This is a genomic window from Streptomyces sp. NPDC086554 (assembly GCF_040686095.1).
Lineage (GTDB): Bacteria > Actinomycetota > Actinomycetes > Streptomycetales > Streptomycetaceae > Streptomyces.
On record NZ_JBFBJK010000011.1, the window covers coordinates 129,620 to 145,032 of the forward strand.

The window sequence follows — 15,413 nt, forward strand, 5'->3', positions numbered from 1 at the left end:
GAAGGGGGACACCGGATCGGTGTCCCCCTAGTGGGCTGCTAGTCGCGGGCCGCGGTCAGATGCTCCGCGTGTTCCTGGAGTGAACGGACGCCCACGTCCCCGTGGTTGAGCGCGTCGATGCCCTGGACGGCGGCGGCGAGCGCCTGGACCGTCGTGAGGCACGGCACGGAGCGGGACACGGCCGCCGTACGGATGTCGTAGCCGTCGAGACGGCCGCCGGTGCCGTACGGGGTGTTGACGATGAGGTCGACCGCGCCGTCGTGGATCAGCTGGACGATCGTCTTCTCGCCGTTCGGGCCCTCGCCCTCCGACTGCTTGCGCACGACGGTGGCGTTGATGCCGTTGCGCTTGAGCACCTCGGCCGTGCCGGACGTGGCCATCAACTCGAAGCCGTGCGCGACCAGTTCACGCGCGGGGAAGATCATCGAGCGCTTGTCGCGGTTGGCGACGGAGATGAACGCGCGGCCCTTGGTCGGCAGCGGACCGTAGGCGCCCGCCTGCGACTTGGCGTACGCGGTGCCGAACACCGAGTCGATGCCCATGACTTCACCGGTGGAGCGCATCTCCGGGCCGAGGACGGTGTCGACGCCGCGCCCGTGGATGTCGCGGAAGCGCGACCACGGCATGACGGCTTCCTTCACCGAGATCGGCGCGTCCATCGGCAGCGTGCCGCCGTCACCGGTCGCGGGCAGCATGCCCTCCGCGCGCAGCTCGGCGATGGTGGTGCCGAGCGAGATGCGCGCGGCGGCCTTGGCCAGCGGCACCGCGGTCGCCTTCGAGGTGAAGGGGACGGTGCGCGAGGCACGCGGATTGGCCTCGAGGACGTACAGAATGTCGCCCGCCATCGCGAACTGGATGTTGATAAGACCGCGGACGCCGACGCCCTTGGCGATGCCCTCCGTGGAGGCGCGAAGCCGCTTGATGTCGAAGCCGCCGAGCGTGATCGGGGGCAGCGCGCACGCCGAGTCGCCGGAGTGGATGCCGGCCTCCTCGATGTGCTCCATGACGCCGCCGAGGTAGAGCTCGGTGCCGTCGTAGAGCGCGTCCACGTCGATCTCGATCGCGTCGTCCAGGAAGCGGTCGACGAGGACAGGACGCGAGGGGCTGATCTCGGTCGACTCCTCGATGTACGCGGAGAGGCGGGTCTCGTCGTACACGATCTCCATGCCGCGGCCGCCGAGCACGTACGACGGCCGGACGAGGACGGGGTAGCCGATCTCGTCGGCGATGGCCTTGGCCTCGGCGAAGGTCGTGGCGGTGCCGTGCTTCGGCGCCGGGAGACCGGCCTCCGCGAGCACACGGCCGAAGGCGCCGCGGTCCTCGGCGGCATGGATGGCCTCGGGCGAAGTGCCCACGACCGGTACGCCGTTGTCCTTCAGGGCCTGCGAGAGACCCAGCGGGGTCTGGCCGCCGAGCTGGACGATGACGCCCGCGATCGGCCCGGCCTGCGCCTCGGCGTTGACGATCTCCAGGACGTCTTCGAGCGTCAGCGGCTCGAAGTACAGACGGTCGGAGGTGTCGTAGTCCGTGGAGACGGTCTCGGGGTTGCAGTTGACCATCACGGTCTCGTAGCCCGCGTCGCTGAGCGCGAAGGAGGCGTGGACGCAGGAGTAGTCGAACTCGATGCCCTGGCCGATGCGGTTCGGACCCGAGCCCAGGATGATGACCGCGGGCTTGTCGCGCTTGGCGACCTCGTTCTCCTCGTCGTACGAGGAGTAGAAGTACGGCGTCTTCGCTGCGAACTCGGCGGCGCAGGTGTCGACCGTCTTGTAGACCGGGCGGACACCGAGGGCGTGCCGCACCTCGCGGACGACGTCCTCGCGCAGGCCGCGGATCTCGGCGATCTGGGCGTCGGAGAAGCCGTGCCGCTTGGCCTCGGCCAAGAGGTCGGCGTCCAGGCGCTCGGCGGCGGTCAGCTCGTCCGCGATCTCCTTGATCAGGAAGAGCTGGTCGACGAACCACGGGTCGATCTTCGTGGCGTCGAAGACCTCTTCCGGGGTGGCGCCGGCGCGGATGGCCTGCATGACGGAGTTGATGCGTCCGTCGGTGGGACGCACCGCTTCTTCAAGAAGAAGCGCCTTGTCGCCCGGCTCGCCCACGAAAGTGAACTGCGAGCCCTTCTTCTCCAGGGACCGCAGCGCCTTCTGCAGCGCCTCGGTGAAGTTGCGGCCGATGGCCATGGCCTCGCCGACCGACTTCATGGTGGTCGTCAGGGTCGAGTCCGCCGAGGGGAACTTCTCGAAGGCGAAACGCGGGGCCTTCACGACTACGTAGTCGAGGGTCGGCTCGAAGGAGGCCGGGGTCTTCTCGGTGATGTCGTTCGGGATCTCGTCCAGCGTGTAGCCGACGGCCAGCTTCGCGGCGATCTTCGCGATCGGGAAGCCGGTGGCCTTCGACGCGAGCGCGGAGGACCGCGAGACACGCGGGTTCATCTCGATGACGATGACCCGGCCGTCCTTCGGGTCGATGGCGAACTGGATGTTGCAGCCGCCGGTGTCGACGCCGACCTCGCGGATGATCGCGATGCCGACGTCCCGCAGGGTCTGGTACTCGCGGTCGGTCAGCGTCATCGCGGGCGCGACGGTGATCGAGTCGCCGGTGTGCACGCCCATCGGGTCGAAGTTCTCGATGGAGCAGACGACCACCACGTTGTCGTGCTTGTCGCGCATCAGCTCCAGCTCGTACTCCTTCCAGCCGAGGATGGACTCCTCGAGGAGCACCTCGGTGGTCGGCGAGAGCGTGAGGCCCTGCCCGGCGATGCGGCGCAGCTCCTCCTCGTCGTGCGCGAAGCCGGAACCGGCGCCGCCCATGGTGAAGGACGGGCGGACGACCACGGGGTAGCCGCCCAGCTCCTCGACACCCTTGAGGACGTCGTCCATGGAGTGGCAGATGTACGAGCGGGCGGACTCGCCGTGCCCGATCTTCTTGTTGACCTCTTCGACGACGCCCTTGAAGAGGTCGCGGTCCTCGCCCTTGTTGATCGCCTCGACATTGGCGCCGATGAGCTCGACGCCGTACTTCTCGAGGACACCCTGCTCGTGCATCGAGATCGCCGTGTTGAGCGCCGTCTGGCCGCCCAGCGTCGGAAGCAGCGCGTCGGGGCGCTCCTTGGCGATGATCTTCTCGACGAACTCCGGGGTGATCGGCTCGACGTACGTCGCGTCGGCGATCTCCGGGTCGGTCATGATCGTCGCCGGGTTCGAGTTGACCAGGATGACGCGCAGGCCCTCGGCCTTGAGGACGCGGCAGGCCTGGGTGCCGGAGTAGTCGAACTCCGCTGCCTGGCCGATGACGATCGGGCCGGAGCCGATGACCAGGACGGACTGGATATCGGTGCGCTTAGGCACGCTGGGCTCCTTCTGCGGTCATCAGGGATACGAAGCGGTCGAAGAGGTACGCGGCGTCGTGCGGTCCTGCAGCCGCTTCGGGGTGGTACTGGACGCTGAACGCGGGCTGGTCGAGGAGCTGGAGCCCCTCCACCACCTGGTCGTTGAGGCACACGTGGGAGACCTCGGCGCGTCCGTAAGGGGTGTCGGAGGCCTTGTCGAGCGGCGCGTCCACGGCGAATCCGTGGTTGTGCGCGGTGACCTCGACCTTGCCGGTGGTGCGGTCCTGCACGGGCTGGTTGATGCCGCGGTGGCCGTACTTCAGCTTGTACGTGCCGAACCCGAGGGCACGGCCGAGGATCTGGTTGCCGAAGCAGATGCCGAACAGCGGCGTCTTGCGCTCCAGGACGGCTCGCATGACGGCAACGGGGCCGTCCGCGGTCGCCGGGTCGCCGGGACCGTTGGAGAAGAACACGCCGTCGGGCTCGACCGCGTAGATGTCATCGGCGGTCGCGGTCGCGGGCAGGACGTGCACCTCGATCCCGCGCTCGGCCATGCGGTGCGGGGTCATGCCCTTGATGCCGAGGTCGACGGCGGCGACCGTGAAGCGCTTCTCGCCGATCGCGGGGACGATGTACGTCTCCTTGGTGGCGACCTCCGCGGCGAGGTTCGAGCCCTTCATCTCGGGCTGCTGGCGGACCTCGGCGAGCATCACGCCCGCGTCCGGGAGCGCGTTGCCGGAGAAGATGCCGACGCGCATCGCGCCGCGCTCGCGCAGGTGGCGGGTGAGCGCACGCGTGTCGATGCCGCTGATGCCCACGACGCCCTGGTTGACGAGTTCCTCGTCGAGGGTGCGCTGGGAGCGCCAGTTGGAGGACACGCGTGCGGGGTCACGCACGACGTATCCGGCGACCCAGATCCGCTTCGACTCGGGGTCCTCGTCGTTGACGCCGGTGTTGCCGACGTGCGGGGCCGTCATGACGACGACCTGGCGGTGGTACGAGGGGTCGGTCAGCGTCTCCTGGTAGCCGGTCATGCCGGTGGAGAACACCGCTTCGCCGAAGGTCTCCCCCACGGCCCCGTAGGCGCGGCCGCGGAAGATGCGGCCGTCCTCCAGGACGAGTACGGCGGGAACCTTGCTGGCTCCCCTGGTGGAGGTCGTCATCGTGCGGTGCCTTCCGTAGTGCTGTTCGTGCTCTTGGTGTTGATCATGTTGTTGATGGCCTCGACCCACTCGGCCTGCTCGGCCGCGTGGTCCGAGCGGAAGCCGGAGTCGAGTCGCTTCCCGCCGTGCTCCCACGTGACGATCAGCAGTCCGCCCTCGGCCAGGACCTTGCCTGCGATGCCCTTGTCGAGGCGGGCCTCGCGCAGCTGGGCCACCGGGACGAAGAAGTCGGCGGCCCCGGGGCGTACGACATCGAGGCCCGCGTCCGTGAGCGTCAGCTCCACGCGGCTGCGGGTGCCGAGACCGTGCGCCACGATGCGGTCGAGCCACTGCCCTGCCGAGGTCGAGCCGTGGTAGCGGCCGCTGAGCTCAAGTTTCGCCGGGCCCGCGTCATCCGGCACCACGGGAAGCGACGGCAGGTCGCTCTGGAGCGTGCCGCGCCACTTCCAGCCCTCGCGCATCAGCCAGTAGACGAGCGCGATGAAGAGAAGAAGTCCGACGACCCAGCCCGCGCGGGCGGCCCAGTCGGTCACGTCCGCCGATTCCTTCTCGGCAGCAAGTTCCAGAAGAGATGTCACGCGAGCTTCCCGTCGACGAGCGTGGCGCGGCCCCGCAGCCACGTGTGCGTCACGCGGCCCGGCAGCTCACGGCCCTCGTAGGGGGTGTTGCCGCTGCGCGAGGCGAAGCCCGCAGGGTCCACGACACCACGGTATGCCGGATCGACGAGTGTGAGGTTGGCGGGCTCACCCTCCGAGACGGGACGGCCGTGGCCCTTCGCGCCGCCGATCTCGGCGGGCTTGACGGACATCCGGTCGGCGACCGCGGCCCAGGTCAGCAGGCCCGTCTCGACCATCGTCTGCTGGACGACGGAGAGCGCGGTCTCCAGGCCGACCATGCCCATGGCGGCCGCGGCCCACTCGCAGTCCTTGTCCTCGTGCGGGTGCGGGGCGTGGTCGGTGGCGACGATGTCGATCGTGCCGTCGGCGAGCGCCTCGCGCAGCGCCATCACGTCGCGCTCGGTGCGCAGCGGCGGGTTGACCTTGTAGACGGGGTTGTACGAGCGGACCATCTCGTCGGTGAGGAGGAGGTGGTGCGGCGTGACCTCCGCCGTCACGTCGATGCCGCGCGACTTCGCCCAGCGGACGATCTCGACGGAACCGGCGGTCGACAGGTGGCAGATGTGCACCCGCGAGCCCACGTGCTCGGCGAGCAGCACGTCACGCGCGATGATCGACTCCTCGGCGACGGCGGGCCAGCCGCCGAGGCCCAGCTCCGCGGAGACGACGCCCTCGTTCATCTGGGCGCCCTCGGTGAGGCGCGGCTCCTGCGCGTGCTGGGCGACGACGCCGCCGAAGGCCTTCACGTACTCCAGGGCGCGGCGCATGATCACGGCGTCGTGGACGCACTTGCCGTCGTCGGAGAAGACGGTGACGCCGGCGGCGGACTCGTGCATGGCACCGAGCTCGGCGAGCTTCTTGCCCTCGAGGCCGACGGTGACGGCGCCGATCGGCTGCACGTCCGCGTAGCCGGACTCCTTGCCGAGGCGGTAGACCTGCTCGACGACGCCGGCGGTGTCGGCGACCGGGAAGGTGTTGGCCATGGCGAACACGGCGGTGTAGCCACCGGAGGCGGCGGCGCGGGTGCCGGTCAGGACGGTCTCGGAGTCCTCGCGGCCGGGCTCGCGCAGGTGGGTGTGGAGGTCGACGAGGCCGGGCAGCAGGATCTGGCCTTCGGCCTCGACGACGGTCACGTCGTCGCCCGCCTCGATGCCGGTGCCGACTTCGAGGATGGTCTCGCCGTCGATGAGAACGTCCTGGGGCTCGCCGCCGAGCACCTGCGCACCACGGATCAGGGTCTTGCTCATGGGTCTACTTCTCCTCGGAACCGGTGGGGCGGGTGTGGGTGACGGCGGGTTCATTCCCGCCCAGGAGCAGATACAGGACGGCCATCCGGGTGTGGACGCCGTTGGCGACCTGCTCGATGACCGTGCAGCGGTCGGAGTCGGCGACCTCGGCGGTGATCTCCATGCCGCGGACCATCGGGCCGGGGTGCATCACGATGGCGTGCTCGGGCATCTTCGCCATGCGCTCGCCGTCCAGGCCGTAGCGGCGCGAGTACTCGCGCTCGGTCGGGAAGAACGCGGCGTTCATGCGCTCGCGCTGCACCCGCAGCATCATCACGGCGTCGGACTTCGGGAGCACCCGGTCCAGGTCGTACGACACGTCGCAGGGCCAGCTGTCGACGCCGACCGGTACGAGGGTGGGCGGGGCGACCAGGGTGACCTCGGCGCCGAGGGTGTGCAGCAGGTCGACGTTGGAACGCGCGACGCGGCTGTGCAGGACGTCGCCGACGAGGGTGACGCGCTTGCCGCTGAGGTCCTGGCCGAGGCCCTCGTCCTTGCCGACGAGGCGGCGCCGCATGGTGAAGGCGTCGAGCAGCGCCTGCGTGGGGTGCTGGTGGGTGCCGTCGCCCGCGTTGATCACGGGGGCGTCGATCCAGCCGGAGGTGGCGAGCCGGTAGGGGGCGCCGGACGCGCCGTGCCGGATGACGACGGCGTCGACGCCCATCGCCTCCAGTGTCTGGGCGGTGTCCTTCAGGGACTCGCCCTTGGAGACGCTCGATCCCTTGGCGGCGAAGTTGATGACGTCCGCGGAGAGGCGCTTCTCGGCGGCTTCGAAGGAGATCCGGGTCCGGGTCGAGTCCTCGAAGAAGAGGTTGCAGATCGTACGGCCGCGCAGCGCGGGCAGCTTCTTGATCGGCCGGTCGGCGACCCGGGCCATCTCCTCGGCGGTGTCGAGGATGAGAACGGCGTCGTCGCGGGTGAGGTCGGCGGCCGAGATGAGGTGTCGCATCATCTGGGTGTACTCCGTGATGGGGAGGTGTGCGGGCACGCGGGCGCGCAGGGGTGTGCCCCGGGGCCCGTGGGGAAGCCGGTCTTACGCGGAGGCGGGCTTGGCACCGAGCAGTACGGCGTCCCGGCCGTCCTCCTCGGCGAGCTGCACCTTGACCGTCTCCCGCAGCGACGTGGGGAGGTTCTTGCCGACGTAGTCGGCGCGGATCGGGAGTTCGCGGTGGCCGCGGTCGACGAGGACGGCGAGCTGCACCGCGCGCGGGCGCCCGATGTCGTTCAGACCGTCGAGGGCGGCGCGGATGGTGCGACCGGAGAAGAGCACGTCGTCGACGAGGACGACGAGGCGGCCGTCGATGCCGTCACCGGGGATCTCGGTGCGGGCGAGTGCGCGCGGCGGGTGCATGCGCAGATCGTCGCGGTACATGGTGATGTCGAGTGAGCCAACCGGGATCTTCCGTCCGGTGATCTCTTCGAGCTTCTCGGCGAGGCGCCGGGCGAGGAAGACGCCGCGGGTGGGAATGCCGAGCAGCACCACGTCGTCCGCGCCCTTGGCGCGCTCGACGATCTCGTGGGCGATACGGGTCAACACCCGTGCGATGTCCGGGCCTTCGAGCACGGGCCGGGCGACATCGGGTTCATTCGTGTCGTGCGTGTCCATATGAAACGGACCTCCTTCTCCGCCTCACGGGACGGACCTTAAAGGACGTCGGATTTGCGCCATCCACGGTACCAGCAGTGGCAACACCGCCGGTCACGACCCCCCTCGGAAGGGGCGGTACGGACCATTCGGCTTGACGCAGCCAAGTAACGCTGCGTAACCTCACAGTGAGTTACCAGCAGCGCGGCGGAGCCGCACGTTGTCCCAGCGTCCGGGGAGCTTTATGTCCAGCGAATACGCCAAACAGCTCGGGGCCAAGCTCCGCGCCATCCGCACCCAGCAGGGCCTTTCCCTCCACGGCGTCGAGGAAAAGTCCCAGGGTCGCTGGAAGGCGGTAGTGGTCGGCTCGTACGAGCGCGGCGACCGCGCCGTGACCGTACAGCGCCTCGCCGAGCTGGCGGACTTCTACGGAGTCCCGGTCCAGGAGCTGCTGCCCGGCACCGCTCCGGGCGGTGCCGCCGAGCCGCCGCCGAAGCTCGTGCTCGACCTGGAGCGCCTCGCGCACGTGCCGGCCGAGAAGGCGGGCCCGCTCCAGCGGTACGCGGCCACGATCCAGTCGCAGCGCGGTGACTACAACGGCAAGGTGCTCTCGATCCGCCAGGACGACCTGCGCACCCTCGCCGTCATCTACGACCAGTCGCCCTCGGTCCTCACCGAGCAGCTGATCAGCTGGGGCGTCCTGGACGCCGACGCGCGCCGCGCCGTCGCCCACGACGACGTCTGACTCCCGCAAGGGAGAGCTCAGCAGAAACGTGCCGCCGGGGTGGCCGGAACCAATGGGTTCCGGCCACCCCGGCGGCCTTGTGCGTCCCGTGGAGCGCCCGGGAGCCCCTGGGGCGCCCGTGGGCACCCACGTACGCCAGAGGGCCCGCAGCACGTGGCTGCGGGCCCTCTGTACGGCCTGTGAGCTCAGGTCACGACTCGTCGCGTCGCAGCCCCGGCTTGAGGTCCTTGAAACGGCCGAGAAGGCCGTTGACGAAGGACGGCGAATCGTCCGTCGAGAACTCCTTGGCGAGCTGGACGGCCTCGTCCAGGACCACCGCGTCGGGCGTCCCGTCCATCCAGATCAGCTCGTACGCGCCGAGCCGCAGGATGTTGCGGTCCACGACCGGCATCCGGTCGAGGGTCCACCCGACGGCGTACTGGGAGATCAGCTCGTCGATGTGGCGCGCGTGCTGCGCGTACCCCTCGACCAGCTCCATGGTGAACTCGCTGACCGGCGGCTGCCGGGTGTCGGACCGCGAGTGGCGCACCCAGTCCGCGAGGACCGTCACGACGTCGGCCCCCCGCTGGTCGGCCTCGAAGAGGATCTGGAAGGCGCGCTTGCGGGCCGTATTACGAGCAGCCACGGTTAGCTGTTCACCCGGCCGAGGTAGCTGCTGTCGCGGGTGTCGACCTTGATCTTCTCGCCGGTGGTGATGAAGAGCGGCACCTGGATCTGGTGGTCGGTCTCCAGCGTGGCGGGCTTGGTGCCGCCGGTGGAGCGGTCGCCCTGGACGCCGGGCTCGGTCTCCTTCACGACGAGCTCGACGGCGGCCGGCAGCTCGACGAAGAGCACCGAGCCCTCGTGCTGCGCGACGGTGGCGGTGAAGCCCTCGATCAGGAAGTTGGCGGCGTCGCCGACGGCCTTCTTGTCGACATGCAGCTGGTCGTAGGTCTCCATGTCCATGAAGACGAAGTAGTCGCCGTCCATGTACGAGAACTGCATGTCGCGCTTGTCGATCGTGGCCGTCTCGACCTTGACGCCGGCGTTGAAGGTCTTGTCGACGACCTTGCCGGACAGCACGTTCTTGAGCTTGGTGCGCACAAAGGCGGGGCCCTTGCCGGGCTTGACGTGCTGGAACTCGACGACGGACCAGAGCTGGCCCCCGTCGAGCTTGAGCACCAGGCCGTTCTTGAGGTCGTTCGTGGAAGCCACGGTTGCGGAATCTCCTGGACTGACGTGGACGACCCCGGCGCACGCGCAACAGCTGAAAGCTAGAGCGCGAGCAGCTCCTTGGTCGTAATGGTGAGTAGCTCGGGTCCGCCGTCCGCCTCGGGGCGCACGACGAGCGTGTCATCGATCCGGACACCACCCCGTCCCGGGAGGTGAACCCCCGGTTCGACGGTGACCGGCACGCAGACGTCCAGTTTACCCATGGCCGCGGGCGCCAACTGCGGGTCCTCGTCGATTTCGAGCCCCACCCCGTGTCCCATCAGTGGAGCAAGGCCGTCCGCATACCCCGCGGAGTCCAGTACATGACGTGCCGCGCGGTCGATGTCACGGTAGGCGGCACCCGGCCCGAGCGCCTCTCTGCCCGCCCGCTGAGCGGCGAAGACGAGGTCGTACAACTCGATCTGCCAGTCCGCGGGCGACGTACCGATGACGAACGTACGCCCGATCTCAGAGCAGTAGCCGCGGTAGATCGCGCCCAGGCAGACGGAGAGGAAGTCGCCCTCCTCGACGCGCCGGTCGGAGGGGCGGTGCCCGCCGCGCCCCGAATTGGGTCCGGTGCCGACGGACGTCGGAAAGGCGGCCCCGTCCGCACCGTGGTCGACAAGTCGACGTTCCAGTTCCAGCGCGAGGTGACGTTCGGTCCGCCCCACGAGAATCGACTCCAGGAGCTCGCTCAGCGCCTGGTCCGCGATCTCGGAGGCGATCCGCAGGCAGGAGATCTCCTCCTCGTCCTTGATCAGCCGCAGCTGTTCGACCGCTCCCCCGAGGTCCGCGAGCCGCAGCCGGGGCGCGACCGATCCAAGGGCGCGATGCCGGGCGACGGTCAGGTGGTGCTCCTCGACGGCGAGCGTCTCGACGCCCTGCGCGGCCGCGAGATCGGCCCCCGCCACGGCGGGATCCCCACCGGGCCCGTCGAGCACCTGCACCCGCAACGCCTCGTCGGGGCGCCCCTCACCCTGCTCGTCGCCGGGCGGCGCCCCGCAGACCAGCAGATCCTCACCCTTGCCCAGCAGAAGCACCGCCCCATGAGGCGCCGCCCCCGCGAGATACCGCACGTTGGCGGGGCGGGACACCAACGCCGACGCGCTGCCACCCGCGGCACAACGCTCCCTCAGCCGCTCGCGGCGGGCCGCGTACACCTCTGACATGGAACGAGCCTATGAGCGGCGGCGAGGGACGGCCCGTTCAGCGCACCCGACCGAGCGGCCAGGGACGTCCCCGGAGCTTCAGGCGGCGGCCGGGACTACCACTTGGGCGGGCTCGCGATCGAGCGGGCCAGGACGTCGTCCAGGACTCGGGCCGTTGCGGGGACGTCCAGTTGGGAGTTGTCGATGATCGGGAGGCCCGAGCCGTACCAGCCGGCCATGCGGCCGTGGATGCGGGCCACTTCCTCGTCCGTGAGGCGGCGGTTGCCGCTGCGCTCCGCGTTGCGCTCCAGGACGATCTCCAGGCCCGGGAGGAGGACGACGGGCAGCAGGCCGGGGCCCACATGGCGCTTCCAGCCGCCGAGGCCGACGACCGGGCGGTCGGGAAAGACCGCGTCGTCGAGGATGCAGGAGATGCCGTTGGCCAGGAAGTTGCGCGCGGCGAAGCCGCAGGTGCGGCGGGCCAGGCGGTACTGGGCCTCCGAGTGGTCGTTCCAGCCCGACTGGGGGTCGGCGAAGCCCGAGCGCACCCATTCGCGTACGTCGTCGAGGCTGATGTGGGCCGTCGGTACGCGGCGGTGCTCGGCCCAGAACTTGGCGACGCTCGTCTTGCCCGCGCCCGCGGGGCCGATGAGGAGGACGGCGAGCGTGGTGGCGCCGGTGTCCGCCTGGGCCGTGCCGGGAGGCGGGCTCGGCATGGCGACGGGGCCGCCGGGCGGGAGCTGGATGTGTCCCGTCGTGTCCGGGGTCGGCGGCACGGGGGCGCCGGGGACGTGGTTGTGCTGGGGCTGGGGGGCGGCACCGTGCTGCGGGACGCCCGGTCCCGCGTGCTGCGGTGCCGGGGCGTGCGGGTGCTGGGCCGTGCCCGGTGCGCCCGCGAAGCCCGGTGCGGGAGGCGGGGGGCCGCCCGGCGCGGCACCCGGCGGCGGACCGCTCGGGTGGTGTGCGGCCGGGGACCAGCCGGTGGCCGGTCCGTGCCCCGGCTGATGGGGCGGCGGCAGCGGAGATCCCACTGCGTGCTGCATCCGGTGCCACTCCGTCTCGTGCGACTGACGCTGGTCGGGCGGCGGCCGGGGCCACCCGTTACCGAACGGTACCTTCCCCGGCCGACGTTGTGTGAACGGCCGGGGAAGCCGCAGCGTGCCCGTGGCTTGTTCTGATGCGCCACGTTGCTGATCCAGTGCGCCGCTGAGGCGCTCTAGGGCCTGTCCGATGGGTCGGGCCGGTCTTCGCGCCGGGTGCTGATTCAGCAGGGCCGAGCGGGCCCTGGTGCGTGCAGCTGCAAGGCGGAGGAGGGCGACAACGCGGGAGGGGGCACCTCCCTGCTCGAGCGAAGCCGAGAGCTTGGGGGAGTGCGTGCCAGGGGTCGCGACCCCGGCAGGACCCATCGGACAGGCCCTAGTTCGCCACTTCGCCGTACGCGGCGAGCAGGACCGCCGGATCGGGGCCCTCCAGGACGGTCGGCTTGCCGAGGCCGTCCAGGACGATGAACCGCAGCAGGTCACCGCGGGACTTCTTGTCGACCTTCATGGTCTCCAGGAGCTTGGGCCACTGGTCGTAGCGGTAGCTCAGGGGCAGCCCGACCGACTCCAGGACGGTGCGGTGCCGGTCGGCGGTCGCGTCGTCCAGGCGCCCGGCCAGACGGCCGAGTTCGGCCGCGAAGGCCATGCCCACGGAGACGGCGGCGCCGTGCCGCCACTTGTAGCGCTCGTTCTTCTCGATGGCGTGGGCGAGGGTGTGCCCGTAGTTGAGGATCTCGCGCAGGCCCGACTCCTTGAGGTCGCCGGAGACGACCTCGGCCTTGACCTTGATGGAGCGCTCGATCAGCTCGGCGGTGTGCGGGCCCTTGGGGCTGCGCGCCGCCTCCGGGTCCTCCTCGATCAGCTCGAGGATCGTCGGGTCGGCGATGAATCCGGCCTTGATGATCTCCGCGAGCCCGGACACGAAGTCGTTGACCGGAAGCGAGTCGAGGGCGGCCAGGTCGCAGAGCACACCGGCCGGCGGGTGGAACGACCCGACCAGGTTCTTGCCCTCGGCCGTGTTGATGCCGGTCTTGCCGCCGACCGCCGCGTCCACCATGCCGAGCACGGTCGTCGGTACGGCGATCCAGCGCACCCCGCGCAGCCAGGTCGCGGCCACGAACCCGGCGAGGTCGGTGGTGGCGCCGCCGCCGACACCGATGACGATGTCGCTGCGCGTGAAGCCGGACTGGCCGAGGGCCTTCCAGCAGTACGCGGCGACCTCGGCGGTCTTGGCCTCCTCGGCGTTCGGCACCTGGATCGCGACGACCTCGTACCCCTGGTCCGCCAGGTCCTGGCGGAGCGCGTCACCGGTCTCGGCGAGCGCCTCGGGGTGGATGATCGCGACGCGCTTGGTCTGCTCGCCGATCAGGCCGGGCAGTTCACCGAGGAGCTGCCGCCCGACGAGCACCTCGTACGGCTCGGTGCCCGCGGTACCGCCGACCTGGATACGGGTGGGCGCCTGGGCGGTGGGTGCCTGCCCCGAAATCTCCGTCATGCTTCCTTCAACTCCAGTGCGTCGAGGACCGCTTGGGCGACCTCTTCGGGGGTGCGGTCGTCGGTGGCCACGACGGCGCGGGCCACTTCGGCGTACAAGTGGCGGCGGGCGTCCATGAGTTCGCGCCACTGCTTGCGCGGGTTGACCGCGAGCAGCGGCCGCGCGACATTCAGGCCGGTGCGCTTGACCGCCTCCTCGACGTCCATCGAGAGATAGACGACGGGCTGCGATGCGAGCAGCGCCCGGGTCGACTCGTCGAGGATCGCGCCGCCGCCGAGGGCGAGGATCCCGTCGTGCTCGGCGAGCGCCGTGCGCACGGCCTCCCGCTCGAGCTCACGGAAGTACGGCTCACCCTCGTCCACGAAGATGTCCGCGATCTCCCGGCCCTGGGCGGCCACGATGTCGGCGTCGGTGTCCCGGTAGGCGCTGCCAAGGCGTTCGGCGAGCAGCGCGCCCACCGTCGACTTGCCCACGCCCATGGGGCCGACCAGAACGATCTGCGGGCCGGTCACCGGATCTGGAGGTTGTCGAGGTACGACGTCACGTTCCGCCGGGTCTCGGGCACGCTGTCGCCGCCGAACTTCTCGGCGACGGCGTCGGCCAGGACGAGGGCGACCATCGCCTCGGCGACGATGCCGGCCGCGGGCACGGCACACACGTCGGAGCGCTGGTGGTGCGCCTTGGTGGCCTCGCCGGTGGCGACGTCGACGGTGGCGAGCGCGCGCGGCACGGTCGCGATGGGCTTCATCGCGGCGCGTACGCGCAGCAGTTCACCGGTGGTCAGGCCGCCCTCGGTGCCGCCGGAGCGGCCGGAGGTGCGCTTGATGCCCTCGTCGGTGGAGACGATCTCGTCGTGCGCCTTGGAGCCCGGCACCCGCGCGAGCTCGAAGCCGTCGCCGACCTCGACGCCCTTGATGGCCTGGATGCCCATGAGCGCGGCGGCCAGGCGTGCGTCCAGGCGCCGGTCCCAGTGCACGTGCGAGCCGAGCCCGACCGGCACGCCGTACGCGAGCACCTCGACGACGCCGCCCAGGGTGTCGCCGTCCTTGTGGGCCTGGTCGATCTCGGCGACCATCGCCTTCGACGCGTCGGCGTCGAGGCAGCGCACCGGGTCGGCGTCGAGCTTCTCGACATCGGCGGGGGTCGGGTAGACGCCGTAAGGGGCCTTGGCGCTCGCCAGTTCCGTCACATGGCTGACGATCTCGATCCCGGCCGTCTCCTTCAGGTACGAGCGGGCCACCGCGCCGAGCGCGACGCGGGCCGCGGTCTCGCGGGCGGAGGCGCGCTCCAGGATCGGCCTGGCCTCGTCGAAGCCGTACTTCTGCATGCCCGCCAGGTCGGCGTGGCCGGGCCGCGGCCGGGTCAGCGGGGCGTTGCGGGCCAGGTCGGCGAGGATCTCCGGGTCGACCGGGTCGGCCGCCATGACCTGTTCCCACTTGGGCCACTCGGTGTTGCCCACCATGATCGCGATCGGCGAGCCCATGGTCAGGCCGTGCCGGACGCCGCCCAGGAAGGTGACCTCGTCGCGCTCGAACTTCATGCGCGCACCACGCCCATAGCCGAGGCGCCGCCGGGCCAGGTGGTCAGCCACCATCTCCGTAGTGATCGGCACGCCGGCGGGAAGACCCTCCAGCGTCGCCACAAGTGCGGGTCCGTGGGACTCGCCCGCGGTCAGCCAACGCAACCTGCTCAACGGTGCTCCTCATGCTCGCGCCTGGAACTGCGTGGCGCGGCCGGGTGCGCGGCCCTGGCCCGCCATCCCTGATCCTCCCACGCCGGGGCGACGGACCCGGCCCCCGGTCCACAAGGCGGACG

14 protein-coding genes are annotated in these 15,413 nt (G+C 70.4%); 1 reads left to right on the forward strand and 13 read right to left on the reverse strand.

The genetic code is table 11. From position 1 onward, the window contains the following. Positions 1 to 38: 38 nt before the first annotated feature. From carB to pyrR, 6 genes are all read right to left on the reverse strand, one after another. Positions 39 to 3,347: a carbamoyl-phosphate synthase large subunit gene (gene carB, locus AB0O76_RS19900; RefSeq protein ID WP_365492667.1), complete on the reverse strand. Its 3,309-nt coding sequence runs from the start codon at positions 3,345 to 3,347 to the stop codon at positions 39 to 41. Continuing rightward, on the reverse strand, positions 3,340 to 4,491 hold the full coding sequence (gene carA, locus AB0O76_RS19905) for a glutamine-hydrolyzing carbamoyl-phosphate synthase small subunit (protein WP_365492669.1): 1,152 nt from the start codon (positions 4,489 to 4,491) through the stop codon (positions 3,340 to 3,342). The genes carB and carA overlap by 8 nt, the downstream gene beginning before the upstream one ends. Continuing rightward, positions 4,488 to 5,069: a hypothetical protein gene (locus AB0O76_RS19910; protein ID WP_365492672.1), complete on the reverse strand. Its 582-nt coding sequence runs from the start codon at positions 5,067 to 5,069 to the stop codon at positions 4,488 to 4,490. Before AB0O76_RS19910 ends, carA begins: the two co-directional genes overlap by 4 nt. Then, complete coding sequence (locus tag AB0O76_RS19915) at positions 5,066 to 6,355, reverse strand: dihydroorotase (protein ID WP_365492674.1); 1,290 nt, start codon at positions 6,353 to 6,355, stop codon at positions 5,066 to 5,068. The genes AB0O76_RS19910 and AB0O76_RS19915 overlap by 4 nt, the downstream gene beginning before the upstream one ends. Positions 6,356 to 6,359: 4 nt before the next feature. Next, positions 6,360 to 7,346 carry an aspartate carbamoyltransferase catalytic subunit gene (locus tag AB0O76_RS19920; protein WP_361817748.1) on the reverse strand — a complete coding sequence of 329 codons (987 nt, stop codon included), beginning with the start codon at positions 7,344 to 7,346 and terminating at the stop codon, positions 6,360 to 6,362. A gap of 81 nt (positions 7,347 to 7,427) precedes the next feature. Continuing rightward, on the reverse strand, positions 7,428 to 8,000 hold the full coding sequence (pyrR, locus tag AB0O76_RS19925) for a bifunctional pyr operon transcriptional regulator/uracil phosphoribosyltransferase PyrR (protein WP_266869017.1): 573 nt from the start codon (positions 7,998 to 8,000) through the stop codon (positions 7,428 to 7,430). A gap of 223 nt (positions 8,001 to 8,223) precedes the next feature. Here pyrR and bldD point away from each other — a divergent pair, with 223 nt between their 5' ends. After that, positions 8,224 to 8,724 carry a transcriptional regulator BldD gene (gene bldD / locus AB0O76_RS19930; protein ID WP_135330908.1) on the forward strand — a complete coding sequence of 167 codons (501 nt, stop codon included), beginning with the start codon at positions 8,224 to 8,226 and terminating at the stop codon, positions 8,722 to 8,724. A 190-nt stretch (positions 8,725 to 8,914) separates the two neighbouring features. On the opposite strand, the gene nusB is transcribed toward bldD, so the two are convergent. The 7 genes from nusB to aroC form a co-directional block, all read right to left on the reverse strand. Beyond that, the gene (nusB, locus tag AB0O76_RS19935; protein WP_365492679.1) at positions 8,915 to 9,349 is read right to left on the reverse strand and encodes a transcription antitermination factor NusB; all 435 of its coding nucleotides are present in this window, start codon (positions 9,347 to 9,349) and stop codon (positions 8,915 to 8,917) included. A gap of 2 nt (positions 9,350 to 9,351) precedes the next feature. Continuing rightward, positions 9,352 to 9,918 carry an elongation factor P gene (efp, locus tag AB0O76_RS19940; RefSeq protein WP_365492681.1) on the reverse strand — a complete coding sequence of 189 codons (567 nt, stop codon included), beginning with the start codon at positions 9,916 to 9,918 and terminating at the stop codon, positions 9,352 to 9,354. Between the two features lie 59 nt (positions 9,919 to 9,977). Next, on the reverse strand, positions 9,978 to 11,084 hold the full coding sequence (locus AB0O76_RS19945) for an aminopeptidase P family protein (protein WP_365492684.1): 1,107 nt from the start codon (positions 11,082 to 11,084) through the stop codon (positions 9,978 to 9,980). A gap of 95 nt (positions 11,085 to 11,179) precedes the next feature. Beyond that, positions 11,180 to 12,106 (reverse strand): Pro-rich N-terminal domain-containing protein, encoded by a 927-nt coding sequence (locus AB0O76_RS19950; protein WP_365492687.1) that lies wholly within the window; start codon positions 12,104 to 12,106, stop codon positions 11,180 to 11,182. Positions 12,107 to 12,479: 373 nt separating this feature from the next. After that, complete coding sequence (gene aroB / locus AB0O76_RS19955) at positions 12,480 to 13,598, reverse strand: 3-dehydroquinate synthase (RefSeq protein ID WP_365492690.1); 1,119 nt, start codon at positions 13,596 to 13,598, stop codon at positions 12,480 to 12,482. Then, positions 13,595 to 14,110, reverse strand: coding sequence for a shikimate kinase (locus AB0O76_RS19960; RefSeq protein ID WP_365492693.1), 516 nt, complete (start codon positions 14,108 to 14,110; stop codon positions 13,595 to 13,597). Before AB0O76_RS19960 ends, aroB begins: the two co-directional genes overlap by 4 nt. After that, positions 14,107 to 15,291 (reverse strand): chorismate synthase, encoded by a 1,185-nt coding sequence (gene aroC / locus AB0O76_RS19965; protein ID WP_365492696.1) that lies wholly within the window; start codon positions 15,289 to 15,291, stop codon positions 14,107 to 14,109. Before aroC ends, AB0O76_RS19960 begins: the two co-directional genes overlap by 4 nt. Positions 15,292 to 15,413 lie beyond the last annotated feature (122 nt).